This is a genomic window from Streptomyces sp. NPDC031100 (assembly GCF_055570785.1).
On sequence record NZ_JBVIGN010000011.1, the window covers coordinates 272685 to 298269 of the forward strand.

Consider the following 25585-nt stretch of genomic DNA (forward strand, 5'->3'; position numbering starts at 1 on the left):
GTGCATGCTCCGGGGAACCCCTACGGACATCAGGGGGGCGCTTACGGAGCGTGCGCAGGATCTGGGCAGAGGAGGCGTGCCGCCGTACCCTTGGGGGTATGGGGTTGGGAAGACGAATCCCGGACACAGCTCCGTAGCACGATGTCACCCCCCACCCACAAAGGATCACAACGCCGAGACAGCCATGGCCGGTCACGAATTCTTCGAACCCGCGGACCGCAAGCGGCCGGTCGCCGATCCCACGGCGGCCGATCCCCTGGCGGCGGAAGAGTCACGCCCTTCCTGCGACCCCGCCTTCAAGCACGGCGTGGTCGTCGGCTTCGACGGCTCGACGTCCAGTGAGCGCGCCCTCGCCTATGCGATCGGCATGGCCCACCGCTCCTGCTCGGGCCTGATCATCGTCCATGTGGCCAACCGGCTGCCCACCACCGTGTGGGCCGGCTGCGAGCCGCCGGTCTTCGTCGACGTGCCGGACCACCGCACCGAGGTGCTCGGTCTGGAGCTGGCCTGCGCGGACTATCTGGCCGAGGTGCCCTGGATCCTGGTCGAGCGCGGCGGCGACATCTGCCACGAGCTCGAAGAGGTGGGGCGGGAGTACGAGGCCGACGCGATCGTGGTCGGCTCGACGCACGGGATCGTGGGCCGGATCTTCGGCTCCGTGGCCGGACGGCTCGCCAAGCGGGCGCAGCGGCCCGTGATCGTCATCCCCTGAGCTTCCGACTCTCGGTCAACTCCCTTTGTACAGCGCGAAACTACTTGTGCGTAGAGGTGTTTGTGCCCTTGTGAAGGGCATATATCGGTCACCGCGCAACTGCACAGCATGAAGGGAGCCCGCCGTGGACAACGACGTCTCTGCGGGAATCGGAAGCACTACCGTGGTCGGCCGACTCGCCCTGGGTGTCACCCTGTTGGCGTTCGGGCTCGGTACGACCGGCGTGATCGACGGCGTGGGAGCCTCCGACGCCGTGTCACTGGCGCACTATGTGGGCGGCGTCGCCCTCTTCCTCGTCGGTCTACTGGCCTTCCGTGCCGGTGACAGCGGCTCCGGCACGGGCTTCGTGGCCCTCGGCGCTCTCTGGTTCACCTGGGCCGTCGCGGGCCAGATGTCGGCCAACGCGGCCGGACTCTTCCTGCTTCTGTTCGCCCTCGTGGCGCTCACACTGACCCTGGCGGGTGGGGACACCCTGGGGCAGGCCATGCACGGGCTGCTGTTCCTGGCGATGCTGGTGCTCGCTGTCGCGCAGTTCGCGGACAGCTCCAGTCTGACCAAGGTGGGTGGCTGGGTTGCCGCCGTCTCCGGGGCGGTGGCCTGGTACGCGGCGACGGCCTCGCTGGCTCACTGGCCGACGGCGCTTCCCGGGCGTGCCGCCCGCCGGGGGGTGACGGCCACCGGCTGATCCGCAGCGGCACTGAAAGGACCCCCACGTGATGGGTGGCACACGTGGGGGTCCCCTTTTTGCGCCTAAACCGGCGCCGCTCTCGCGGACGTGGTTGCTCGCCGCGGGGGTTGCTCAATTATCGCTGCCGTGGTCGGGCGGTTTCCTACTCCACCGTTACCGACTTCGCCAGGTTCCTCGGCTTGTCGATGTCCCGCCCGAGCGCCTTTGCCGTGTGGTACGCCAGCAGCTGGAGCGGGATGCCCATCAGGATCGGGTCCAGTTCGTCCTCGTTCTTCGGGACGACGATCGTCTGGTCGGCCTTCTCCTGGTGCTGGTGGGCCACCGCGAGGATCTTGCCGCTGCGGGCCTTGATCTCCTCCAGGGCCGCGCGGTTCTTCTCCAGCAGGTCGTCGTCGGGGACGATCGCGACCGTGGGGAGGGCCGGCTCGATGAGGGCCAGCGGGCCGTGCTTCAGCTCGGAGGCGGGGTAGGCCTCGGCGTGGATGTAGGAGACCTCCTTGAGCTTCAGGGAGGCCTCGCGGGCCACCGGGTAGCCCCGGACGCGGCCGATGAAGAGCATCGAGCGGGCGTCTGCGTACAGCTCGGCCAGCTCCTTGATCTTCTCCTCCTGCTTGAGGATCTCGGTGATCTGCTCCGGCAGCTTGCGCAGGCCCTCGATGATCCGCTTGCCGTCGCGGACCGAGAGGTCACGGGTGCGGCCGAGGTGGAGGGCGAGGAGGGCGAAGGCCACCGTCATGTTCGTGAAGCACTTCGTCGAGACCACGCAGACCTCGGGGCCCGCGTGGACGTAGATCCCGGCGTCCGCCTCGCGCGCGATCGCCGAGCCGACGACGTTGACGACGCCGAAGACCCTGGCGCCCTTGCGCTTCAGCTCCTGCACGGCGGCGAGGACGTCGTACGTCTCACCGGACTGGGAGACGGCGACGTAGAGGGTGTCGGGGTCCACGACCGCGTTGCGGTAGCGGAACTCGGAGGCCGGCTCGGCGTCGGCGGGGATGCGGGCCAGCTCCTCGATCATCTGGGCGCCGATCATGCCCGCGTGGTACGAGGTGCCGCAGCCGAGGATCTTCACGCGGCGGATCTGCCGGGCCTCGCGGGCGTCCAGGTTGAGTCCGCCGAGGTGCACGGTGGAGAAGCGGTCGTCGATGCGGCCGCGCAGCACGCGGTCCACGGCGTCGGCCTGCTCGTGGATCTCCTTGTGCATGTAGGTGTCGTGGCCGCCCATGTCGTAGGAGGCGGCCTCCCACTCCACGGTGGTCGGCTCGGCCGCGGTGCGGGTGCCCTCGGTGGTGTAGGTGCGGAAGTCGTCGGCCTTCAGGGTGGCCATCTCGCCGTCGTCCAGCGTCACTATCTGCCGGGTGTGGGCGACCAGGGCGGCGATGTCCGAGGCGACGAACATCTCCTTCTCGCCGATGCCGAGGACCACCGGGGAGCCGTTTCGCGCCACCACGATGCGGTCGGCGAAGTCGGCGTGCATCACGGCGATGCCGTAGGTGCCCTCGACCACGCGCAGGGCCTGGCGGACCTTCTCCTCCAGGGTCTCGGCCTGGGAGCGGGCGATCAGGTGGGTGAGCACCTCGGTGTCGGTCTCGGAGAGGAACTCGACGCCGTCCGCCTCCAGCTTGCGGCGCAGGTCGGCGGCGTTGTCGATGATGCCGTTGTGGACGACGGCGACCTTCTGGTCGGCCGACATGTGCGGGTGGGCGTTCACGTCGGAGGGGGCGCCGTGGGTGGCCCAGCGGGTGTGGGCGATGCCGGTCGTGCCCTTGAAGCGCGCCGGGACCTTCGCCTCCAGGTCGCGCACCCGGCCCTTGGCCTTGACCATCTTCAGGCCGGCCGTCTTCGGGGAGGTGACGACGATGCCCGCCGAGTCGTAGCCCCGGTACTCCAGGCGCTGCAGGCCCTCCAGGAGCAGGGGAGCCACGTCACGCTTCCCGATGTATCCGACAATTCCGCACATATATAGGTATCCCTCAGCCTGTCGTCCGACTGGTTCTCAGCCGTAGACCATGCGGCGCAGCTGCCTGAGCGTCAGCTCCGGCGGCGCCACCGCCCGGTATGTCAGGTCCGCCTCGATCCGTTCGAAGATCTCCGTGTTCTGCAGTCCCTGGGCCTGCAGTTCGCGGTGGCGGCGACGGACGAAGTCCTGCGTCGTCTCGTCGAAGTAGGCGAGCACGTCCTGGATCACCCGCAGCGCCTCGCCCCGGTTCAGGGGCGTGGACCGCGTCAGATGATCGACAAGTTCCTCGTGCACCCGGTAGATCCTGGGGTACCGGCGCGAGTTTCGCAAGAATCCTGCCCGATTCCGGGCACGGGTGTGTTGAAACTCTTATGGGGCTCTGTTTGCAAACTGTCCATCCGTCGTCTTGCGCGCTGTTGCTCAAGGGCACGAGTTTCAGACGCCATGGACATTCCTCGTATGGGAGTACCCGAGAAGCTGGCCGAGCGCATGAGCATGGCCGAGCAGCATGAGTACCTGCGCGCCAGATTCTCACGACGCACCATGATCAGGGGCGGCGCCGTCACGCTGGGCGCCGTCGCGGGCGGCGCCTTCGTTCCGGGCGGCACCGCCCAGGCCGCCGTACCGACCCAGCGGACCGCCCCCGCCACGGAGACGGTCGACGGCGCCTACGTCGCCCCCTTCGGCCGCCACCTCGCGTGGGGCAACGACCCGCGCACCGAGATCACCGTCTCCTGGCAGGTCCCGGTCGCGGTGAAGGACCCGTTCATCCGTATCGGCGCCCACCCGTGGGACCTCTCCCGCAAGATCCCCGCCGAGGTCCGCTCCCTCTACACCCCGGCCGGTGTCGGCGCGAGCGGCGACCACACGCAGTACTACCTCCACGCCAAGCTCACCCACCTGCGCCCCGGCAGGACGTACTACTACGGCGTGGGCCACCAGGGCTTCGACCCGGCCGAGCGGCACCTGCTGGGCACCCTGGGCACCTTCACCACCGCCCCCGGCTGCGCGGAGCCGTTCACCTTCACGGCCTTCGGCGACCAGGGCGTCAGCTACCACGCCCTGGCCAACGACAGCCTGATCCTCGGCCAGAACCCGGCCTTCCACCTGCATGCCGGTGACATCGCCTACGGCGACCCGTCCGGCGCGGGCAAGACCACCGACACCGGGTTCGACTCGCGCACCTGGGACCAGTTCCTGTACCAGACCGAGTCGGTCGCCAAGCAGATCCCGTGGATGGTCAGTTACGGCAACCACGACATGGAGGCCTGGTACTCGCCCAACGGCTACGGCGGCGAGGAGGCCCGCTGGACCCTTCCTGACAACGGCCCGGACGCCAAGAACCTGCCGGGCGTCTACTCCTTCGTCTACGGCAACACGGCGATCATCTCGCTGGACCCCAACGACATCTCCTTCGAGATCCCGGCGAACCTGGGCATATCAGGCGGAACCCAGACGAAGTGGTTCGAGGACCAGCTGAAGAAGTTCCGTGCCGCGGACGACATCGACTTCATCGTCGTCTTCTTCCACCACTGTGCGTACTGCACGTCCAAGGCGCACGCCTCGGAGGGGGGCGTGCGCCAGGAGTGGGTGCCGCTGTTCGACAAGTACCAGGTGGACCTGGTCATCAACGGCCACAACCACCAGTACGAGCGCACCGACGTCATCAAGGGCGGCGAGGTCACCAAGAAGCTGCCGATCGGCGGCACCGCCTACCCCGAGACCGAGGGCGTGGTCTACGTCACGGCCGGCGCGGCGGGCCGCAGCCTGTACGCGTTCACCGCCCCGGACTCCTACGAGGGTCACGAGAACGAGGTCGACTCCGTGTCCTCGTTCATCTGCCTCAAGGACGGCGCCCGGCAGCCCGAGACCGTCACCTGGTCGCGCGTCCGCTACCTGAACTACTCCTTCCTGCGCGTGGACGTCACTCCCGCGCCGAGTGGCCGCTACACCACCCTGCAGGTCCAGGGCATCGCCGAGACCGGTGACCGGATCGACCACTTCACGGTGGCGCGCCGGGCGAAGTAGACCTTCCCGGAGCGGGCGGTCCTCACATGCGCTTGAGGACCGCCTGCTTCGCCAGGGCGAACTCCTCGTCCGTCAGCACCCCCGAGCGGTGCAGCTCGCCCAGCTCACGCAGCCGGCGCAGCAGCGCGTCGTGGTCGTCCTCGGCCGGGGACGCCTTCATGAGCTGCGGTGGCTCGGGCCGTACGTCCGTTCCGGCGGCCGGCGCCGACGGGTGCGGCAGCCGGGCCTGCACGGCGGCCGCGACCAGGGCCATCAGCGGGTCCTTCTTGAAGCCCCACAGCTCGACCGCGTTGGGGTCGTACTTCGGCGGTGCCGTGGCGGGTGCGCCGCGCACGGTGAACCGCAGATGGCCGTTCTCCAGCCCGGCCGCCGGCTGCCACTCCACGGCGGTGATCTCCGCCACGGGGATCGTACGGGGCCCGGTGGCGGCCTTCGCGTCCTCCGTCTTCCAGTTCCACTCCAGGCGCACCTGCTCGCCGTCGAAGCCAGCCGTGCCGTCCCCGGCCGAGGCGGACAGCGGCACCGACGGCCCGGACAGCAGGTACTCGGCGACCGGTTCCGGGGAAACCCCGTCCAGCAGCAGGGCGTTACGGACCTCGTCCGCGAAGTACTCGGCGACGCCGTACCGGTCGGACTCCACGGTCAGCTGATAGGGGTCGTGGAGCTCGGTGAGCCGGCCGCCGGTGGCGTGCAGCAGCGGGTCGGCGCCGTCGCGCAGCCTGAGCCTCAGCCGCCCCGACTTCTTGCCCTGCTCGAAGGAGACACCCGCCAAGGCGCCGAGCGGTACGACGAGTTCACCCAGCGTCCGGCGCAGCAGGCCGACGTTCTTGTCCCGCCCCGGGGTCAGCCGCAGGGCGTCGCCGTCGAAGGTCCAGGTGCCGTCCTTCTGGATGATTTCCGCCATGCGGGGATTGTTTCACCGGATCTGCGGGAGAGTGGTCTTTACCACTCGTGAAGGGAGCGCATGTGAGACGGAACCACAGCACGACTCCCCGACTGACCCGCGTCCTCGGTTCGCTGCTGCTTCTGGCGGCGGCAGGCGTGTCCACCGTCGGCGCGGCGCCCGCACCGAAGGCCGCGACGGCGACCCCGCTGGACCAGGTGGTCCCGGCGCCCGCCTCGGTCAAGCCCGGCGGATCCCCGTACCGCATCACCCGCGCCACCCAGGTCCGCGTCGACGACTCGGCCGAGGTCCGCCGGATCGGCACCTACCTCGCCGGCATCCTGCGGCCCTCCACCGGCTACCCGCTGCCGGTCACCGGGCAGGGCACGGGCGGCATCCGACTCCAGCTGACCGACGGACCGTTCGGCGCCGAGGGCTACCGCCTCACCAGCGGACCCGGAGGCGTCACCCTCACCGCGAACGCCCCCGCCGGCCTCTTCCACGGCGTCCAGACGCTGCGTCAGCTGCTCCCGGCCTCCGTCGAGAAGAACAGCGCCCAGCCCGGCCCCTGGCAGATCGCGGGCGGCACCATCGAGGACAGCCCCCGCTACGGCTACCGCGGCGCGATGCTGGACGTCTCCCGGCACTTCTTCACGGTCGCTCAGGTCAAGCGCTACATCGACCAGATGGCCCTGTACAAGATCAACACCCTGCATCTGCACCTCAGCGACGACCAGGGCTGGCGCATCGCCATCGACTCCTGGCCCCGGCTGGCCGCCTACGGCGGCTCCACCCAGGTCGGCGGCGGCAGGGGCGGCTCCTACACCAAGGCCGACTACCAGGAGATCGTCCGCTACGCCGCCTCCCGCTATCTGGAGGTCGTCCCCGAGATCGACATGCCCGGCCACACCAACGCGGCCCTCGCCTCCTACGCGGACCTCAACTGCAACGGCACCGCACCCCCGCTGTACACCGGCACCGAGGTCGGCTTCAGCTCGCTGTGCGTGCCCAAGGAGGTGACGTACACCTTCGTGGACGACGTCATCCGCGAGCTGGCAGCGCTCACCCCCGGCCGCTACCTGCACATCGGCGGCGACGAGGCGCACTCCACCAGCCACACCGACTACGTGACGTTCATGGACCGCGTGCAGCCGATCGTCGCCCGGTACGGCAAGACGGTCATCGGCTGGCACCAGCTGACCGGCGCCACACCCGCCCAGGGCGCCCTCGCCCAGTACTGGGGCGTGGACGGCACCAGCGCCGCGGAGAAGGCCCAGGTGGCCAAGGCCGCCCAGAACGGCACCGGGCTGATCCTCTCCCCGGCCGACCGGATCTACCTCGACATGAAGTACACCAAGGACACCAGGCTCGGCACGAAGTGGGCGGGCCTGGTGGAGGTGAAGCGCTCCTACGACTGGAACCCGGGCGCCTACCTCCCCGGTGCACCCGCCTCGGCCGTCAAGGGCGTCGAGGCACCCCTGTGGTCCGAGACCCTCACCCGGTCGGCCGACATCGAGTACATGGCCTTCCCGCGCCTCGCGGGCGCGGCCGAGCTCGGCTGGTCCCCGGCGGCCACCCACGACTGGGCGCGCTACACGGTCCGCCTGGCCGCCCAGGGCCCGCGCTGGGACGCCCTCGGGATCAGGTACTACAAGTCGCCCCAGGTTCCCTGGCCGGCGAGCTGAGCACAGGCTGACGGGCACCCCGGAGGACCGTACTCCGGCGTGCCCGTCCGTCTGTGCGAGCCGTCAGAGGCCGGCGATCGGGTTCTTCAGGGTGCCGATGAGCTGAAGGGCGCCCGAGGGATCGGCGAGGTCCACCATCTGCTTGTTGTTGCGCAGCTGGAGCCGGTTCAGGCAGGACAGCGCGAACTCGGGCGCGAACATGTCGTACCGGCGGAACTTCTCGGCCAGTTCGGGCGTCGCCTCCTGGTACTCACGGGTGACCTCCGCGACCGTGCGCCAGAAGTCGTCCTCCTCCAGGATCCCCTCGGTGGCGAGGTTCGCCGCGAGGAACCGGAAGAAGCAGTCGAAAACGTCCGTGAAGACGGACAGCAGCTTCGTGTCGTCCGGGACCTCGACGCGGATCCGCGACACCTCGGGCGGCAGCACCGCGTCCGGGTCCATCACGACGATCTCCTCGGCGATGTCCTTGTAGATCGCGCGCTGCACGACCCCGTCCTTCAGCACCAGGATCACGTTCTCCCCGTGCGGCATGAACACCAGGTCGTAGGCGTAGAAGCTGTGCAGCAACGGGGTGAAGTAGGCCCTCAGGTACTGCCGCAGCCACTCCGCGGGCGCACGGCCCGACCGCTCGATCAGCGCGCCCGCGAAGGAGGCGCCCTCGTGGTCCACGTGCAGCAGGGACGCCATGGTCGCGAGCGACTCGCCCTCCCGCAGCGACGGCACCGGGCTCTCCCGCCACAGCGCGGCCAGCATCTTGCGGTACGGCGAGTAGCGGTCGGTGGCCTGCTCGTACTCCAGGTGCCGGTAGCCGACGGCCGCCCGCTCCCGGATGATCGTCAGGCCGGTCGCCTTCAGCACGCTGTCGTTCTCGATGAGCTGCGCGAGCCAGTCGTTGATCGCCGGGGTCGCCTCCATGTAGGCGGCCGACAGCCCGCGCATGAAGCCCATGTTGAGCACGGACAGGGCCGTCTTCACATAGTGCTTGTGCGGGTCGGAGGTGTTGAAGAAGGTTCGTATGGACTGCTGCGCCAGGTACTCGTCGTCGCCCTCGCCGAGGCAGACGAGGTGCTGCCGGGCGACCTCGGCGGCGAAGGTGACGGAGAGCTTGTTCCACCACTGCCAGGGATGGACGGGTATGAGCAGGTAGTCGGCGGGGTCGAGGCCCCGGCCGGTCAGCGTCTCGTGGAACCGCTCGACAGTCTCCGCGCCCAGCTCCTGCCGGACGAAGTCCTCGTACTCGATCCCGACACCCGCCGTGAACGCGGCCCGCGAGCGGTGCGCGGCCAGCCACACCAGCCGGACCGGGCTCGCGGTCTCCGGCGCGTACGACAGGTACTCGTGGACGCCGAACCCGAGCCGCCCGTTGTTGGCGACGAAGCAGGGGTGGCCCTCGGTCATCCCGGTCTCGATCGCCTGGAAGCCGCTCGCCGCCAGCTCGGCGGAGGGGACCTTCGGCTTGGTGAGCTTGTAGCAGGTGCCGGACAGGGTGGAGGAGATCTCCTCCAGATAGACGGGCAGGATCTCGTCGCTCAGGCCCAGGGACTCCTTCAGTTCGATGAAGAAGTCCAGGGCGGCGAGGGGGAGTTCGGTGCCGTCGCGGTGCCGGGTGAGAGAGCCGGCGTCGACCTGCCAGTGGTCCAGGGCGCGTCGGGCGGCGGAGAAACGGTAGGAGGTCAGTCCGTCGTCACTGCGGACGACGTACCCGTCACCCTCCTGCTCGGGTGTGATCAGGCGCTCGTGAGCGAACTCGGCGAGCGCCTTGCGTATGAGCAGCCGGTTGGCGGTCGCCCAGCGCTCGGGGGACAGATGGGCCACGGCGTCGGCGAGGCTCATGCGGCCACCCCCGTCGCCGCGACGAACTGCTCCCGCGTGCAGAAGCTCAGCAACGCCTTCTTCTCCGGCTTCTGTATCTCCCGCTCGGGCACGAACCCGACGGCCTCGTTCAGGGCGTGCACGGCCTTGTTGTGCACGTCCGGCTCGACCACGACGCGCCGGGTCGCCGGGTCCTCGAAGAGGTGGGACATCACGGCGGTGATGACGGACCTGGTGAAGCCGTGCACGGGTGTCCTGGTCGCGGGGGTGAGGAAGTGCATGCCGACGTCACCCGGCTGCGGCTCGTACAGCCCCACGAGCTCCCGGTGCGCAGGGTCGTACTTCTCCATCAGGAACACCGGCGTCCCGTCGCGCAGCCCGAGCAGCGCGTGATGGTGCTCGTCCGCGGCGATCTCCATGTACGCCCGCTCGACGTCCTCCAGCTTCGCGTCCTGCATCATCCAGAAGGACGCCTTGGGATGGGTGACCCAGGAGTGCAGGAGTTCGCCGTCCTTCAGTGGATCGACCGTACGGAAAGTGAAAGTCATACTGCGAACTCCTGGAACGCGATCGTCTTCTCGACCGGGTAGTACTCCGTGCCGAGCAGCTCCCGGATGATGTACGCGTTCCGGTACGCGCCCATGCCCAGGTCGGGGCTGGTGATGCTGTGGGTGTGGACGCCGGCGTTCTGGAGGAAGACGCCGCGGCCCGTGGTGTCGATGGCGTAGTTGCGGGCGACGTCGAAGCGGCCGTGGCCGTCGAAGCGGAGGCGGTCGCGGATCGGGTCGAGGAAGGCCGGCGGCTCGTAGTGGTAGCCGGTGGCCAGCACCAGGCCCTCGGTGCGGATCTCGAAGTCCTTGTCCTGCTCGTCCTGGTGGAAGCCGAGCGTGTACGCGCCGTCCTCGTAACGGGCACCGGACAGCGAGGAGTTGGTGAGCAGGCGGGTGGGGACCGGGCGGTCGCCGCTCTCGACGTTCTTCTGGTAGAGCAGGTCGAAGATCGAGTCGATCAGATCCGAGTTGATGCCCTTGAACAGGCCCTTCTGCTGCTTCTCCAGCCGGTAGCGGGTCTCCTCGGGCAGCGCGCGGAAGTAGTCGATGTAGTCCGGGGACGTCATCTCCAGGGTCAGCTTGGTGTACTCCAGCGGGAAGAACCGCGGGGAGCGGGTGACCCAGTTGAGCTGGTAGCCGCGTACGTCGATCTCGGACAGCAGCTCGTAGTAGATCTCCGCGGCGCTCTGGCCGCTGCCGACGATCGTGATGGACGTCTTCTCCTGCAGCTCCGCCTTGCGGTGCATGTACTGCGCGTTGTGCAGGAAGTCGCCGCCCAGCCCGCGGCACGCCTGAGGAACATGGGGGACCGTCCCCGTGCCGAGGACCAGGCGCCGGGCCCGAAACGTTTCGCCGGTGTCGGTGCGGACGACGTAGCGGTCGTCCTCGTACGTCACCTCGGTGACCGTGGTGCTGAAGCGGATGCTGCTGAGCCGGCCGGCCGCCCAGCGGCAGTAGTCGTCGTACTCGACCCGCAGGGGATAGAAGTTCTCGCGGATGTAGAACGAGTACAGTCTGCCCTTCTCCTTCAGGTAGTTGAGGAAGGAGTACGGCGAGGTCGGGTCGGCCAGCGTGACCAGGTCCGACATGAACGGGGTCTGGAGGTGGGCGCCGTCCAGGAACATGCCCGCGTGCCACTCGAAGTCGGGCTTGGAGTCGAGGAAGACGCCGTCCAGTTCGGCGATCGGCTCGGTCAGGCAGGCGAGCCCGAGGTTGAAGGGGCCGAGCCCGATCCCCACGAAGTCGTAGGTCTTGTTCGGGGCTTCAGGACGCGCGGTCAAGGGACTCTCCCAGGTACTGCTCGGCGTGGCCGGCGATCAGGTCGAGGACGGCGGCGATGTCGGCCGGCGTCGTCTCGGGGTTGAGCAGGGTGAACTTCAGGTAGTGGCGGCCGCCGACCTTGGTGCCCGCCACCGCGGCGTCGCCGGAGGCGAACAGGGCCTTGCGGGCGTACAGGTTGGCGCGGTCGATGTCGGCCGGGTCGGTGACGGCCGCCGGGATGTAGCGGAAGACGAGGGTGGACAGGGACGGCTCGACGACGACGTCGAAGCGCGGGTCGGCGGCGAGCAGATTCCAGCCCGCCACGGCCAGGTCGCAGACCTCGTCGAAGAGCTCGCCGATGCCGTCGGCGCCCATGACGCGCAGGGTCATCCACAGCTTGAGGGCGTCAAAACGGCGGGTGGTCTGCAGGGACTTGTCGACCTGGTTGGGGATGCGCTCCTGCACCATGCGGCGCGGGTTCAGGTACTCCGCGTGGTAGGTGGCGTGGCGCAGGGTGGCCGCGTCCCGGACCAGTACGGCGGACGAACTCACCGGCTGGAAGAAGGACTTGTGGTAGTCGACGGTGACCGAGTCGGCGCGCTCGATGCCGTCGATGCGGTCCCGGTATTTCAGGGAGGCGAGCAGTCCGCAGCCGTAGGCGGCGTCGACGTGCATCCAGACGCCGTACTGGGCGCACAGCTCGGCGATCTCGGGCAGCGGGTCGATGGAGCCGAAGTCGGTGGTGCCGGCGGTGGCGACGACGGCCATGGGGACGAGGCCGTCGCGACGGCAGCGTTCCAGCTCGTGGGCGAGGGCGACGGTCTGCATCCTCTTGTCGTGGTCGACGGGGATGACGACCACGGACTCCTGGCCGAGGCCGAGCAGTTTCGCGGACTTCTTCACGCTGAAGTGGCTGACCTCGGAGGCGAAGATCCGCAGTTCGCCGAGGCTGTCGCTCTTGGCCTCTTCCCGCGCCAGCAGCAGCGCCTGCAGGTTGGACTGGGTGCCGCCCGAGGTGAACACGCCGTCGGCCGCGGGGCCGAGGCCGATGCGGGCGGTGGTCCAGTCGATGAGCTTGCGCTCGATGAGGGTGCCGCCGGCCGACTGGTCCCAGGTGTCCAGCGAGGAGTTGACCGCGGACAGCACGGCCTCGCCGAGCACCGCCGGGATGACGACCGGGCAGTTGAGGTGGGCCAGGTAGCGGGGGTGGTGGAAGTAGACCGCATCCCGGAGGTAGACGTCCTCCAGCTCGTCCAGGACCGCGGCGGTGTCGCCCAGCGGCCGGTCGAGGTCGATCGTGTCGATGCGGGGGGCGAGGGCGTCGACGGTGACACCGGTGAACGGACGGTCGGTGGTGGCGAGTTTGGCCGCCACCCGCTCGACTCCTTCGGTCACGGAGCGGCGGTAGTGCTCCGCGGTGAGGCCATTGAGCAGGTGCGAGCGCATGTGGGGGTCCTCCGAGGGGACTGTCCGTGCGGGGGAGTGAACTTAGGTTAGCCTAACCTAAGTTCTGAGCTTGGAGGCACACCTCTCCCGTGACCGGCATCACGTCAGGGGGAGTTACTCGGCCGCGCGGAGCTGTTCCTCCGTCATGCCCTGCCGCCAGTAACCGACAAAGGTGATGCGCCGCCGGTAGATCCCGCGCTCACCGACGAAGTGCCGGCGCAGCTCCTTCACCCGGCCCGACTCACCGGCGATCCACACGTACGGCTCGGCGGCGGCGGGCAGTTGGGCGTGCCGTACGGCGTCGACGGCCGTGGGGGAGCCGCCGTGTCGTACGAGCCAGGTGATCTCCGCATCCGCCTCGGTCGCCACGTCCTGGATGTCGCCGGCGTGCGGCACCTCCAGCCAGGCGCGGGCCCGGGTGCCGGCCGGGAGTGATTCGAGGATGGCGGTGGCCGCGGGCACGGCGGTCTCGTCGCCCCAGAGAACGACGAGATCGGTGTCCTGCGGGGGCCGGAACCGTATCGCCCGGTTGTCGGCGATCGCCGGGCCGAGCAGCAGGACACGGTCACCGGCGGCGGCGTGCGAGGCCCAGCGGGAGGCGGGTCCGGCCGGGGTGGGCGCGCCGGGTTCGACGCCGTGCAGCGCGAAGTCGATGTCGATCTCGTCGGGGTCCCGGCGCAGGGCGCGCAGCGTGTACGAGCGCATCACGGCCCGTACGTCGTCCGGCAGTTCACGCCACCCCTGCCACCACCCGTCCCCCAGCTCCAGCGGTACGACGGGTTCGGCCTGCCCGGGATGCGGCAGGAACAGCGACAGGGACTGGTCGCGCCCGTCGGAGTGGAAGGCGTGCAGGTCGGTACCGGCAAAGGTGACCCGGACCAGAGACGGCCCGAGCCGCCTCGTCCGTACGACCTGAAGGGAAAAGAACCGGAACGGGGCGGCTACGGCCGTAGTCATATGGGCTCCTGAGGCTGGATTCAGGAAGGGATGTGAGGGGGATCAGCTGACCTTCTTGGCCTTCTCCAAGGCCTCCGCCAGGCTCGTCAGCAGCGGCACGCACTTGTCGTACGACAGGATCGGCTCGGGAGAGCGTGCGATGACCTGACCCGCCTTCACCGCAGGCAGCTTCTTCCAGGTGGCCTTGGTGATGCCGGCGGGCTGGATCGCCGAGGAGCGGTCGTCCATCATGATGATGTCGGCCTTGTACTTGTCGACGTTCTCCCAGCTCAGCGACTCGTACCAGCCGCCGCCCTGCTTCTTGGCGCTCTCCGGGGGCTCGACGAAGTTCACGCCGAGGGACTTGAAGTACTCCAGGTCGATGGAGAGGTTGGTGCCGGAGACGTAGAAGAGCTGGTCGCTCGCGGAACCGGCCATCACCTTGAGGTCGGGCTTGGCCTTGGCGGCGGCGCGCAGCCGGGCGGCCGCATCCTCGAACCGCTTCCTGGCGTCCGTCACCTTCGCGGCCTTCATGTCCGCGCCGAGCGACTCGGCCAGCTCCCACATGCGCTGCAGCGGCTGGGTGAGCTGACGGTCGAAGACGGAGATGCCGACGCTGGGGGCCAGCTGGCCGATCTTCTTCTTCGACTCCTCGGGGACGTACCAGAGGGTGCCGGCGTTGTCGAACATCGTCGTGACGAGCACGTCGGGTGCGAGGGCCGCGTACTTCTCGATGTTGAACTGGCCCCAGGTGTTGCCGAGGACCGTCACCTTGCTGATGTCCATGTCGCCGGCCTGGACGTCGGCCTTGCCTGCGGTGGTCTTCGTGGGTCCGAAGACGCCCTTGACCTGGATGCCGTAGTCGTACAACGCGGCGCCGACACCGGTGAACGCGACGATGTTCGCGGGGGTCTTGTCCAGCTTCACGGTCGTCCCGCGGTCGTCCTTGAAGCTCCAGGGACCGGACTTGCCGCTCTTCGCGGCCTTGCCGGAGTCCCCGTCGTTGCCCTTGTCGTCCCCGCAGGCGGCGAGCGCGGCACCGAGACCGAGGGCGCCTCCGGCGGCGAGGATGCCGCGGCGAGTGAGGTGGGTGGCACGGGCATGGGGCATGGGTATGACTGCTTTCGAACGGGGCGAGGCGCCCGCCGGACAAGTTCGAAGATAGGTTAGCCTAACCTCATCTGATGTCCAGGGGGATGGGGCGCGAGGGTCGGCCGTAATCGCCCTCTGCCTGCGTGGCTCCGAGCTGCGTGATGGCCTGAGGGTTGGCCACCTGGACTCATGGCGGGTCGTCAGTCCGGACGCCGTTGATCACATTCGGGAGCACGAGGCTAGGACTCCGAGACTGTCCTGCTAGCGAGGAGCAGCGCCAAGGGGCCGCCCTGCAAGAGGAAGCGGCCCTCGCTGATGGCCTTGAGTGCGTCTTCCATCGACCACCACATGAGCTTGAAGTCGGCTTCCCATGGCATGAGCTGCTGGGCGCCGCAGGTGAGTTGTGTGGCCTCGAAGAGGTGCACCCTGGCGGTGGAGCCGAGTGTCATGGCGTACGAGCCGAGGTGCCGCAAGGACTTGGCGGTGATGCCGGCTTCTTCGAGGAGTTCGCGGCGGGCGCACTGTTCCGGCGTCTCGCCGGACTCCGCCTTGCCTCCGGGGAGGAACAGGTACTCGCCTCCGTGCCGGGGGAAGTCTGTGGTCAGGATGGCGATCTGTCCGTGATCGTCGCGGGCGACGATCACGGAGGCGTCAGGCTTCGAATCGCTGCCGTGGGCGTGGGTCATGCTCCGCGAGCGTACCTGCGGGTTCCGTGAGCATGGCGGCGAACGGCACGTTCAGCACGGTGGGGTGCGCGATGCCACGGCCGTGGTAGCCGTCCTCGCCGAAGGCGTCGCCGTGGTCGGCGCACATGATGACCAGCCAGGGCCGTGAGCTGGTCAGTGTCTGGATGAGCCGCCCGAGGTGTTCGTCCGCGTACGCCAGGGCCGCAGCCTGCGACTGCCAGGAGTCCTCACTGCGTCCAACGTAGTGTCCGTGGGGGACGTGAGTGGCCGAGACGTTGACGAACAGGAACAGCGGTCGGTCCCGGTACTTGTTCGCGACGGTCAGGGCGTGGTCGACCTGATGGCGCGTGGAGTCCGCCTCGGGGGAGCAGAACTCGGGTCGCCAGTGGTCCTCGTGGAACAGGTCGGGCAGCACCGATCCGAGCGGGGTCTCCCGAGAAAAGTAGGTGACGCCGCCGATGCACACGGTGCGGTAACCGTGCTGTGCGAGGCCGGTGAGGAGGTTCGGGGCGTCGAAGACGAACGTTCCCGCATCGACGGTCTTGAAGGCGGGTGGGCGGCACTCCCACAGCCGCGGCGGCTGTACGGGCTGCGGGAGCTTGGGCAGGAAGCCGGAGAAGAATGCGATGTGCGCGGGGAGGGTGAAGGTGCCGGGGGTACGGCGTTCCTCCCACACCCCGCCCGGCAGGATCTTGGCCAGGTTCGGGGTCTGACCGGCGTGCAGGGTCGCGCGGGCGACGTCGTAGCGCAGGGAGTCCAGGGTGATGAACAGGATGCCGGTCCCGCTTTGGATGACCTCGGCCGCGTCGATCACAGCGCCTCCACCAGATCGCGGCGTTCGATGATGCGGCCCTTGGCCTGGTCATTCACCGGGATGGGAACCCTGTCGGAGGCGATCATCTCCCGCAGCTTGGCCAATCCGGTGTCCTCGGTGACCGGCTGGCCGCCCGCGTCGTAGAGGCGGATCGTGACGGTGTGCCGTTCGCCGCCGTCGGCCGTGGTCAGCAGGGCGCCGGGGACACCACCGAGTTCCTTTATGGCGTGCAGGAGCTGGGCTTCGTCAGCCGTGCCGAGGCTGGAGACCTGGCACCCCCAGTGCTCGGCGTTGATGGCTCCGAGGCAGAACCGCCGATGGAACTCGGCCGTGGTGGGGTGGTCGTCGTGGGTCACGGCGATCTGCCGGGCCTGACTGACCACGACGAAGCAGGCGGCGACCCACCAGGCCACACCCTCGTGGATCTCGCCCGGGTACGCGCCGGAGACGCGGCCGTCACGGATGACCATGTCGGTGTTGATCGGGTTGAGCACGCTTGTCCTCCAGGTGCTTGACGATGGTGTCGGCCAGGTCGTCCGGGCTGCGGCCGTCGGTGGGGAGCAGGACCGCGCTCGGATCGGTCTCGGCGACGGCCGTGAAGTTCTCCCGGAGCCGGGCAAGGCGGCCGGGGAGGTTGAACAGGTCGGTGTCGTCCTGTTTCACGTCCGTCTTGGTCCCCATCCGCTCCTTCAACGACCTGTCGGAGCCGATCAGGTAGAAGGTGGCGTCCGGTGCCACGAGGTAGGGCCGGAACGGGGTGATCAACTTTCGTACCTGGTCCAGGTCGACGCTGTTGACGGCGGCGTGGCAGGCCACGACTGAAGAGGCGTACCGGTCCGCGACCACCGGCCCCACGCGGAGGGCGTGCCGTACGGCGTCGGAGACGTGCAGGAGGCCGGAGAGGTAGAAGGCGAGCTGCGGCAGCGGCCGAAGCTCCCGGTTGACCGCCTCGGACCAGTCGGTGTGCGGGTCGGTGAGGGTGTGGATCGCCGTGGCGTCGAGGCGCTTGGCCAGGAGGCGGGCGAGTGTTGACTTCCCGACCCCTGAGACGCCCTCCAGGACCACGAACGGCCCCTGGTGTTCATCTGCCCCAGCCGCGTACGGGGCACTCAGGGGGTTCACAGGGTGCCCTCGGTGAAGGCGGCGATGTGCTGGGCCAGGGTCGCGGGGATCTGTTCCGGATCGCCCAGCAGCGGCCGGATGTCCATCCGTAAGTCGTCCCGCAGAAGGCAGGGCTGGATTCCGCCGGCGTGGTCCATGCGCAGGGCCCAGAAGCCCTCCACGCATGTGGCCTTCACCGGGCAGGTGCCGCACTGGCCGACGTGGTGGCGGCCCAGTTCGCGTTGGATGACGTCGATCTCGATGCCGTCGACGCGGAAGATTCGCCTCCCCTGACCGGTGCCGGAGACCTCCACCTCTTCGTCGCTGGTCAGGATGCGCAGGTGGTCGATGACGCCCTGGGCACCGATGGACGAGGACTTCCGGTCGGCGTTGAAGTCGGTGTCGACGAGTTCGATGAACTGCACCGGCAGCCTGCGGTCGAGGGCGAAGGCGAGGATGTCGCGCAGCTCGTGCTCGTTCTCGCGCTGGATGAGCGTGTTCAGCTCCACCCGCTCGAAGATCTCGCGGGCGGCCTCGATGCCGTCCAGGACGGTCGTGACGCTGGAGCGTGACTGGGCGATGGCCCGGAAGGAGTCGTCGGAGAAGTAGTGCAGGGAGACCTTCACCTTGTCCAGGCCGGTCGTGGCAAGCCAGTCCTGATGGGTGCGCACCAGCATGCCGTTCGTGATCAGCGTGTAGGACACGTCCGGGCCGTGGACGGGGAGCTGGGTGAGGACCGGTTGCGCCAACTTCGACGCCAGTGGCTCGCCGCCGGTGAAGTACACCCGCTTCAGGCCGGCGCCGATCAGCTCGCGCAGGACGTTCACGTAATCGTCGGCAGTGAGTTCACGGGCGCGGGGCTTGGCGTCCCGGTGCAGGTGAGTGAACGGGGGCGGGACGTCACCCTCGTTGTGGCAGAACCAGCACTTCAGGTTGCAGATGGGGGTCAGCGAGACCCTGAGCTGTCCGCGCAGCGCGGAGAAGTTCCGCAGCGCGGTCCAGTCCACGTGGGATTTCGGGAGCGGAACGGTCAAAGCCTGCTCCTTTCGCGGAGCGTGCGTCGGGTTCTGGTGTGTTGGTCAGCCCCGAGAGGGCGGCAGTGTGGGGGCGGGTAACTGCGGGCCCCTGGAGTAGGGCGTGCAGGCTGGGGCGCAGGCCCACAGACGGAACAGCAACCCGCGATGGCGTACGTCGCCGAGGATGAGGCCGGAGGCGCCCAAGCGGGCATTGCACAAGGCGCAGTCCATTGCCATCTGCTGGCGCGGGCGCAGGCGGGCGACGTCCGGCAGCGACGGGCCCGCCGTGGGCGGGCCGGTCACTGGTCACCCTTTGTGAGGAGTTCGGCCCAGACCTCTTTGCCCCATGGGCGCCTGCCGGTGCCGCGCAGGTCGTAGCCCCAGCGGTCGGCGACGGCATCGACCAGGGCCAGGCCACGGCCTGACTCGTCGTCATCATCGGCCGGGCCGAGTACTGGCAGGCGCGAGGGTGCCCGGTCCACCACCCCAATACGTACCCGTCTCGCGCTCGGCCGCCCGACAACCAGGCGGATCGAACGGCAGGGGGTGTGCCTGGCTGCGTTCGCTACCAGCTCCGAGATGATCAGCTCGGCGGGGTCGGCGAGGTAGTCGAGGTGCCAGACGCCGAGGGCTTCACGGACGAGCTTGCGGCCTATCTCGGCCGTCTCCGGCTCGCACGGGAAGGTCTGGCTGTACGCAGGGTGACCAACTGGGGCCGCCTGAACTGGCCTGTTGAGACTCGTCATTGGGGGAGCCTTCGTCGTTGTCTCGGCGCCCGGCTCGCCCCCTCGGGGGAATTCGGGGGCGGGCCAGGCCGTCAACAGCCACCCGCACGGCGGACAGGCGGCCGATAACCAGACAACTCCCAGCAGTGGCAGGCGGGTTAGGGCGATCAGTTGGCTATCTAGCGGAACACCCTAGGGTGATTTGACCCATCCTTTTCATGACGGACGGGGGTCGTGAGACTACGGTGCGTGGATGGACAGCGCGCGCAATACCGCTCTTGAGGCATGGATGAACGAGCACGGCTACAGCTCCAACCGCCTGGCTGACGCCGTCAATTGCGCCCTTGAGCGTCTTACCGGTAAGCCCGGCGGGTTCGACGGCTCATCAGTCCGGGACTGGAAAGCAGGCCGAGTCAAGTGGCCCAAATCGGCTACCCGCAAGGCCCTTGAGGACGTCACCGGCCTGCCCGCCACCGCCTTAGGGTTCGTGCCACGGGGCCGGACACGGTCCACCCCAGCCTCACCGCAGGAGGACCCCGACATGAAGCGCCGTACCTTCGTCGGCGGCATCGCCGCTGCCGCTGTAGCAGCAGCCGCCCCCGCAACCGCATCACCCCGCCGTATCGGCATGAGCGACGTCGACCGCCTACAGAAGCGCTTCACCGAGATCATCGCCAGCGACCAGCGCCACGGCGGACAACTCGCCGTCGAGCAACGGGCCGCCGCGCTCGCCGACGAGGCGCTGAACCTCCAGAACGCCGGAAGCGCCAGTCAGCGCGTACGCAGCAACCTGTACGCCTCCGCGGCCGCGTTCCGCAGCTCGGCCATGTGGGCGGCGATCGACGGCCGCCGCTATGACGACGCGAAGGCGCACATGCGCGAGGCACAGGCCCTCGCCGAGATGTCCGGCGACCAGGCGATCAAGTTCCGCATCTGGAGCCACGCGGGGACGATGTACCGGCACATGGGCCGACCTGCCGATGCGCTCGCCGCAAACGATGTTGCCCGCAACCTGCACATCACGCGTCGTGATCCCCTGTTCGCCTGCCTGGGACATGCTCGCCAGGCCGCCACCCTCGGCCTTACCGGCGACCGCGCAGCCGTACAGCGTGCCCTCGGCTGTGCTCAGGACGCACTCGAACGCGCCGACCCGGATCTCGCTCGACCGGTGTGGATGACTGCGGTCCGCAACGGGGCAGAGCTTGAAACGCTCGCTCTCGCCGCGCATCTTCGCCTCGGAGACTTTGCACAAGCCGAAACACACGCCCACCGGAGCCTGACCCTGCTCCGCCCTCAGATGCGGCGCGACCGCGCCATCAACACCGCCCGGCTCGCCGCCGCACAACTCGGGCAAGCTGACGTCGAACCAGCCATCGCCACGGCGATGAAGGTCCCCTCCGACATCGCCACCCGGCACGCCCGAGTGACGCGCATGCTGCAAGAGTTCGGAGCCGCACTGCACGCCACCGCGCCCGGCAGCACCATCGTCCAGACTTGGACCGAGCACGCCGCCGCCTGGAGGACCGCTTCATGACCACGGCGCCCGCCATCGAACTGCGCACGCTCACCGCCCTCAACACCGTGCGCGGTGATCTGCTCGACGTGTACGCCGCGACGTGCGCGCCTTCCTGCTCCACCTCCCGAACTACGCCTCCACCGCATTCGGTGAGCGCCTGGACCGGCACAGCGAAGAGCCCGGTTTCACAGCCGTTCTCGCATACGCGGACGGGCATCCGATCGGCTACGCCTATGGCAACACCATCACGCACGGGGACCGGTACTGGCAGCGCACCACCCCGGCGCCGGCGAATGAGTACACCGAGTGTCCGGCCGTGGCCCTGAAGGAGATCGGCGTACGCCCTATGTGGCGCGGCACGGGGACCGCTCGCCGCATCCATGACGCCCTCCTCGCCACACGCGACGAGCCGTACGTGACGCTCATGGTCAACCCAACTGCTGGTGACGGGAAGGTCCATGCCCTCTACCGGTCATGGGGGTACGAGGACATCGGACAGAGTCAGCCGTCACCGGCCTCGCCGGTCCTCACGGTGATGATCCGCGCCACCCGTTGACCGGCACAGCCGATCGGGCGAGCGGGGTCCAGGGAGCGGTCCGACCGAACCGCTCCCTGGACACCCCGTAGCTCCGCAAGAGCGGAGCTACCTCAGCCCGCCAGCCCCAACTCCCGTGCGATCAGCATCCGCTGGACCTCGCTCGTGCCCTCGCCGATCTCCAGGATCTTGGAGTCGCGCCACATACGGGCCACCGGGTACTCGTTCATGAAGCCGTAGCCGCCGTGGATCTGCGTGGCCTCGCGGGCGTTGTCGACGGCAACCGTGGAGGAGTACAGCTTGGCGACGGCCGCCTCCTTCTTGAAGGGTTCGCCGGCCACCAGGCGGCTGGCCGCGTCGCGCCAGGCGAGACGGGCCGTGTGGGCCTTCATCTCCATGTCCGCGAGCTTGAACTGGATGGCCTGGTTGGCGCCGATGGGGCGGCCGAAGGCGTGCCGCTCCTTCGCGTACTTCACCGACTCGTCCACACAGCCCTGGGCCAGCCCGGTCGACAGGGCCGCGATGGCGATGCGGCCCTCGTCGAGGATGCGCAGGAACTGGGCGTAGCCCCGGCCCTCCTCGCCGAGCAGGTTGGTGGCGGGTACGCGGACGTCCTGGAAGGAGAGTTCGCGGGTGTCGGAGGCGCACCAGCCGACCTTCGAGTACGGGGCGGCGACCGTGAAGCCGGGGGTGCCCGACGGGACGATGATCGCCGAGATCTGCGGCTTGCCGTCCGGCCCCCGGCCGGTGACCGCCGTGACCGTCACCAGGCCAGTGATGTCCGTGCCCGAGTTGGTGATGAAGCACTTGGTGCCGTTGATCACCCACTCGTTCGTGTCGGGGTCGAGGCGGGCCGTGGTGCGCGTCGCCCCGGCGTCGCTGCCGCCGTCCGGCTCGGTGAGGCCGAAGGCGCCCAGGATCTCGCCGGAGCACAGGCGGGGGAGCCACTCCCGCTTCTGCTCCTCGGTGCCGAAGAGGTGGATCGGCATGGCGCCCAGGGAGACACCCGCCTCCAGGGTGATGGCGACCGACGAGTCGACCCGGGCCAGTTCCTCCAGGGCGATGCCGAGGGCCAGATAGTCGCCGCCCATGCCGCCGTACTCCTCCGGGAACGGCAGCCCGAACAGGCCCATACGGCCCATCTCGCGGACGATCTCGTACGGGAACTCGTGCCGCTCGTAGAAGTCGCCGATCTTCGGCGCCACGACATCGTGCGCGAACTCCTCCACCGTGCGGCGGAGTTCCTCCAGCTCGGGGCTGAGGCGGTGGTCCATGCTGATCACTGGTCCTTGTGGGAGAGAGCGCGGACGGTACGGGACGGGCTGGGCCGGTCCAGATGGGCGGCCATCCACACGCTGGTGGCGGTCAGACGGCCGAGGTCGACCCCTGTCTCGATGCCGAGGCCGTGCAGCATCCATACGAGGTCTTCGGTGGCGAGGTTGCCGGTGGCGGACTTGGCGTACGGGCAGCCGCCCAGGCCTCCGGCCGAGGCGTCGACGGTGGTCACGCCGTGTTCCAGGGCCGCGTAGGTGTTCGCGAGCGCCTGGCCGTAGGTGTCGTGGAAGTGCACGCCGATCGTGTTCGTCGGCACGCCCTCCTCGTTCAGCAGGGAGAGCAGTTCGAGGACGTGGCCCGGGGTGGCGACCCCGATGGTGTCGCCGAGGCTCAGCTCGTCGCAGCCCATGTCGCGCAGGGCCGTGCAGACGCGGGCCACCTGGTGGAGCGGGACCGCCCCCTCCCAGGGATCGCCGAAGCACATCGAGACATAGCCGCGCACGTGCACGCCCGCGTCCTTCGCCTGTCGCACCACCGGGTCGAACACGGCCAGCGACTCGTCCACCGTGCGGTTGAGGTTGGCCTTCGCGAAGGACTCCGTGGCGCTCGCGAACACCGCGATCCGGCGGGCGCCGAGCGCCAGCGCCCGCTCCAGGCCGCGCCGGTTGGGCACCAGGACGGGGAGTTCGACGTCAAGGTCGCCGAGAAGCGGGAACAGCTGCTCGGCATCGGCGAGTTGGGGCACCCACTCGGGGTGGACGAAGCTCGTCGCCTCGATCGTCGTCAGGCCCGAGTCGGCCAGCCGGCGGATGAACTCCGCCTTGACCTCGGTCGGTACGGTCCGCTTCTCGTTCTGCAGCCCGTCCCGCGCACCGACCTCGTGGATGCGTACCCGGGCGGGCAGATCCTGGCCCGGTACGACCATGGGCAGTCCCTCGGCGGTCACGGTGCCACCTCCTCGTGCGGTGCGATGACGGCCAGTACCTGGTCCATGGCGACCGTCGTTCCCGGGGTCACGTCCAGCTCGGCGACCGTGCCGGCGTGCGGGGCGGAGATGACGTGCTCCATCTTCATCGCCTCGACCACCAACAGGCTCTGTCCTGCGGTCACTTCGTCCCCCACGGCCACCTTCACGACCGTCACCGTGCCGGGCATGGGCGCGGTCAGCGAGTCGGCGCCCGCGTGCGCGGACCGGGTGAGGGAGGCGGCCACCGGGTCGTGGTCGCGCACCTGCCAGGCGTCGCCGTCGCGGCCGACCCAGTCACCGGCCCGGTGGAAGGAGTGCCGGACGCCGTCGAGCATGACGGAGACCCGGTCCTCGGTGACGGTGTGCCTGCCGCGCGGGGTGTACGTGACCGGATCGGCCACGCGCAGGTCGAAGGCGGGCCGCTTCGGAGCCCCGCCCAGCCGCCAGCCGCTCGGCACCGAGAAGGGGTCGGTCCAGCCGTCGCCCCGCGGCCGCAGCGCCTCCAGCCGTACGGCTGCCGCCGCCTCGTAGACCTCCTCCGGTACGCCCGTGGAGACCAGCTCGTCCACCACCCGCTCCACGAGCCCGGTGTCCAACTCGCCCGCCACCACCGCCGGATGCGCCAGCAGCCGCCGCAGGAAGCCCGCATTGGTCTGCACGCCCAGCGTGACGGTCTCGGCGAGGGCCGCCCGGAGCTTGCGCAGCGCCGTCTCGCGGTCGGGGCCGTACGCGATGACCTTGGACAGCATCGGGTCGTACAGGCTGCCCACCTCGGTGCCCTGGCTGAGCCCGGAGTCGGTGCGGATGCCCTCGCCCTGGGGTTCGTTCAGCAGCAGCACCGTGCCGCCGGACGGCAGGAAGCCGCGGGCGGGGTCCTCGGCGCAGATGCGGGCCTCGACCGCGTGCCCGGTCAGCCGGACGTCCTCCTGCGCGAAGCCCAGCCGCTCCCCGGCCGCCACCCGCAGCTGCCACTCCACCAGGTCGATGCCGGTGATCAGCTCGGTGACCGGGTGCTCCACCTGGAGGCGGGTGTTCATCTCCATGAAGTAGTACGACGACGGGTCACCGCCCGGCACGATGAACTCCACCGTGCCCGCGCCCCGGTACCCGCACGAGCGGGCCGCCTGGACGGCCGCCTCGCCCATCGCCGCCCGGGTCGCCTCGTCCAGGAGCACGCTGGGCGCCTCCTCGATGATCTTCTGGTGCCGGCGCTGCAGCGAGCACTCACGCTCGCCGAGGTGGACCACGCCCCCGTGGCCGTCCGCCAGCACCTGGATCTCGATGTGCCGGGGCCGGTCCACCCACCGCTCCACCAGCAGGGTGTCGTCCCCGAAGGAGGCGCGGGCCTCGCGGCGGGCGGCCGCGATCTCCTCCTCCAGGACGGAGATGTCCCGCACCAGCCGCATGCCCTTGCCGCCACCGCCGGCCGACGGCTTCAGCAGCACGGGCGCACCCAACTCACGGGCAGCCTGCGCCAGTTCGGGATCACGTCCGCCGGGGACCACCGGCACCCCGGCCGCCTGCACCGTTTCCTTGGCGCGGATCTTGTCGCCCATGAGGGCGATCGCGTCCGCCGGCGGGCCGATGAAGACCAGCCCCGCCTCCTCGCACGCGCGCGCGAAGCCCGCGTTCTCGGCGAGGAAGCCGTACCCGGGATGGACGGCCTGGGCGCCGGTGCGGGCGGCGGCCTCCAGCAGCCGCTCCACCGACAGATAGCTCTCGGCGGCGGGCGCCGGACCGATCCGTACCGCCGTGTCGGCCTCCCGGACGTGCCGCGCGTCCGCGTCGGCGTCGGAGAAGACCGCCACCGAGCGCACGCCCAGCGAGCGGAGCGTACGGATGACGCGTACGGCGATCTCGCCCCGGTTGGCCACCAGCACTGTGTCGAACACGGTTC

At 69.2% G+C, this 25585-nt stretch carries 23 protein-coding genes and 1 pseudogene; 6 read left to right on the forward strand and 18 right to left on the reverse strand.

Annotated features, from left to right (window positions below):
* Window positions 1-184: 184 nt before the first annotated feature.
* Window positions 185-712, forward strand: a complete 528-nt coding sequence (locus ACZ5DS_RS29675; protein WP_468244440.1) for a universal stress protein — start codon at window positions 185-187, stop codon at window positions 710-712.
* A 124-nt stretch (window positions 713-836) separates the two neighbouring features.
* Window positions 837-1397 (forward strand): GPR1/FUN34/YaaH family transporter, encoded by a 561-nt coding sequence (locus tag ACZ5DS_RS29680; RefSeq protein ID WP_468244442.1) that lies wholly within the window; start codon window positions 837-839, stop codon window positions 1395-1397.
* 145 nt (window positions 1398-1542) lie between these two features.
* Here the strand turns inward: ACZ5DS_RS29680 and glmS are convergent, their stop codons facing one another.
* Complete coding sequence (gene glmS / locus ACZ5DS_RS29685) at window positions 1543-3360, reverse strand: glutamine--fructose-6-phosphate transaminase (isomerizing) (RefSeq protein WP_468244445.1); 1818 nt, start codon at window positions 3358-3360, stop codon at window positions 1543-1545.
* 36 nt (window positions 3361-3396) lie between these two features.
* The gene (locus ACZ5DS_RS29690) at window positions 3397-3654 is read right to left on the reverse strand and encodes a hypothetical protein (protein WP_468244448.1); all 258 of its coding nucleotides are present in this window, start codon (window positions 3652-3654) and stop codon (window positions 3397-3399) included.
* Between the two features lie 165 nt (window positions 3655-3819).
* Here ACZ5DS_RS29690 and ACZ5DS_RS29695 point away from each other — a divergent pair, with 165 nt between their 5' ends.
* Window positions 3820-5388, forward strand: coding sequence for a purple acid phosphatase family protein (locus tag ACZ5DS_RS29695; protein WP_468244450.1), 1569 nt, complete (start codon window positions 3820-3822; stop codon window positions 5386-5388).
* 22 nt (window positions 5389-5410) lie between these two features.
* On the opposite strand, the gene ACZ5DS_RS29700 is transcribed toward ACZ5DS_RS29695, so the two are convergent.
* A complete protein-coding gene (locus tag ACZ5DS_RS29700; protein ID WP_468244452.1) occupies window positions 5411-6292 on the reverse strand; it encodes a DUF4429 domain-containing protein in 882 nt (293 codons plus the stop codon).
* Between the two features lie 62 nt (window positions 6293-6354).
* Between ACZ5DS_RS29700 and ACZ5DS_RS29705 the strand changes: the two genes are divergently transcribed.
* Entirely contained in the window at window positions 6355-7956 is a 1602-nt protein-coding gene (locus ACZ5DS_RS29705) for a beta-N-acetylhexosaminidase (RefSeq protein WP_468244455.1), read from the forward strand.
* Between the two features lie 63 nt (window positions 7957-8019).
* Here the strand turns inward: ACZ5DS_RS29705 and ACZ5DS_RS29710 are convergent, their stop codons facing one another.
* The 12 genes from ACZ5DS_RS29710 to ACZ5DS_RS29765 form a co-directional block, all read right to left on the reverse strand.
* Complete coding sequence (locus ACZ5DS_RS29710) at window positions 8020-9789, reverse strand: IucA/IucC family protein (protein WP_468244457.1); 1770 nt, start codon at window positions 9787-9789, stop codon at window positions 8020-8022.
* On the reverse strand, window positions 9786-10316 hold the full coding sequence (locus ACZ5DS_RS29715) for a GNAT family N-acetyltransferase (RefSeq protein ID WP_468244460.1): 531 nt from the start codon (window positions 10314-10316) through the stop codon (window positions 9786-9788). Before ACZ5DS_RS29715 ends, ACZ5DS_RS29710 begins: the two co-directional genes overlap by 4 nt.
* Window positions 10313-11599 carry a lysine N(6)-hydroxylase/L-ornithine N(5)-oxygenase family protein gene (locus ACZ5DS_RS29720; RefSeq protein WP_468244462.1) on the reverse strand — a complete coding sequence of 429 codons (1287 nt, stop codon included), beginning with the start codon at window positions 11597-11599 and terminating at the stop codon, window positions 10313-10315. Before ACZ5DS_RS29720 ends, ACZ5DS_RS29715 begins: the two co-directional genes overlap by 4 nt.
* Entirely contained in the window at window positions 11583-13025 is a 1443-nt protein-coding gene (desA, locus tag ACZ5DS_RS29725; protein ID WP_468244465.1) for a lysine decarboxylase DesA, read from the reverse strand. Before desA ends, ACZ5DS_RS29720 begins: the two co-directional genes overlap by 17 nt.
* A gap of 114 nt (window positions 13026-13139) precedes the next feature.
* Complete coding sequence (locus tag ACZ5DS_RS29730; protein WP_468244468.1) at window positions 13140-13982, reverse strand: siderophore-interacting protein; 843 nt, start codon at window positions 13980-13982, stop codon at window positions 13140-13142.
* 42 nt (window positions 13983-14024) lie between these two features.
* Window positions 14025-15071: an ABC transporter substrate-binding protein gene (locus ACZ5DS_RS29735; protein ID WP_468244471.1), complete on the reverse strand. Its 1047-nt coding sequence runs from the start codon at window positions 15069-15071 to the stop codon at window positions 14025-14027.
* 221 nt (window positions 15072-15292) lie between these two features.
* Complete coding sequence (locus ACZ5DS_RS29740; RefSeq protein ID WP_468244474.1) at window positions 15293-15739, reverse strand: NUDIX hydrolase; 447 nt, start codon at window positions 15737-15739, stop codon at window positions 15293-15295.
* On the reverse strand, window positions 15705-16553 hold the full coding sequence (locus ACZ5DS_RS29745; RefSeq protein WP_468244477.1) for an STM4013/SEN3800 family hydrolase: 849 nt from the start codon (window positions 16551-16553) through the stop codon (window positions 15705-15707). Before ACZ5DS_RS29745 ends, ACZ5DS_RS29740 begins: the two co-directional genes overlap by 35 nt.
* The gene (locus tag ACZ5DS_RS29750) at window positions 16550-17047 is read right to left on the reverse strand and encodes a hypothetical protein (RefSeq protein ID WP_468244480.1); all 498 of its coding nucleotides are present in this window, start codon (window positions 17045-17047) and stop codon (window positions 16550-16552) included. Before ACZ5DS_RS29750 ends, ACZ5DS_RS29745 begins: the two co-directional genes overlap by 4 nt.
* A complete protein-coding gene (locus ACZ5DS_RS29755; protein WP_468244483.1) occupies window positions 17010-17618 on the reverse strand; it encodes a dTMP kinase in 609 nt (202 codons plus the stop codon). Before ACZ5DS_RS29755 ends, ACZ5DS_RS29750 begins: the two co-directional genes overlap by 38 nt.
* Window positions 17619-17671: 53 nt before the next feature.
* Window positions 17672-18688: a radical SAM protein gene (locus ACZ5DS_RS29760; protein ID WP_468244485.1), complete on the reverse strand. Its 1017-nt coding sequence runs from the start codon at window positions 18686-18688 to the stop codon at window positions 17672-17674.
* A 281-nt stretch (window positions 18689-18969) separates the two neighbouring features.
* Complete coding sequence (locus ACZ5DS_RS29765) at window positions 18970-19416, reverse strand: ATP-binding protein (protein ID WP_468244488.1); 447 nt, start codon at window positions 19414-19416, stop codon at window positions 18970-18972.
* Between the two features lie 232 nt (window positions 19417-19648).
* Here ACZ5DS_RS29765 and ACZ5DS_RS29770 point away from each other — a divergent pair, with 232 nt between their 5' ends.
* Entirely contained in the window at window positions 19649-20929 is a 1281-nt protein-coding gene (locus ACZ5DS_RS29770) for an XRE family transcriptional regulator (RefSeq protein ID WP_468244491.1), read from the forward strand.
* Window positions 20926-21467, forward strand: a pseudogene (locus tag ACZ5DS_RS29775) (GNAT family N-acetyltransferase). The gene ACZ5DS_RS29770 and the pseudogene ACZ5DS_RS29775 overlap by 4 nt, the downstream one beginning before the upstream one ends.
* A gap of 92 nt (window positions 21468-21559) precedes the next feature.
* On the opposite strand, the gene ACZ5DS_RS29780 reads toward ACZ5DS_RS29775, so the two are convergent.
* The 3 genes from ACZ5DS_RS29780 to ACZ5DS_RS29790 are packed head-to-tail and all read right to left on the reverse strand — an operon-like array spanning window position 21560 to window position 25580.
* Window positions 21560-22720, reverse strand: coding sequence for an acyl-CoA dehydrogenase family protein (locus ACZ5DS_RS29780; protein WP_468244494.1), 1161 nt, complete (start codon window positions 22718-22720; stop codon window positions 21560-21562).
* Window positions 22721-22725: 5 nt separating this feature from the next.
* On the reverse strand, window positions 22726-23667 hold the full coding sequence (locus ACZ5DS_RS29785; RefSeq protein WP_468244497.1) for a hydroxymethylglutaryl-CoA lyase: 942 nt from the start codon (window positions 23665-23667) through the stop codon (window positions 22726-22728).
* Window positions 23664-25580, reverse strand: coding sequence for an acetyl/propionyl/methylcrotonyl-CoA carboxylase subunit alpha (locus tag ACZ5DS_RS29790; RefSeq protein ID WP_468244500.1), 1917 nt, complete (start codon window positions 25578-25580; stop codon window positions 23664-23666). The genes ACZ5DS_RS29785 and ACZ5DS_RS29790 overlap by 4 nt, the downstream gene beginning before the upstream one ends.
* Between the last annotated feature and the right edge of the window lie 5 nt (window positions 25581-25585).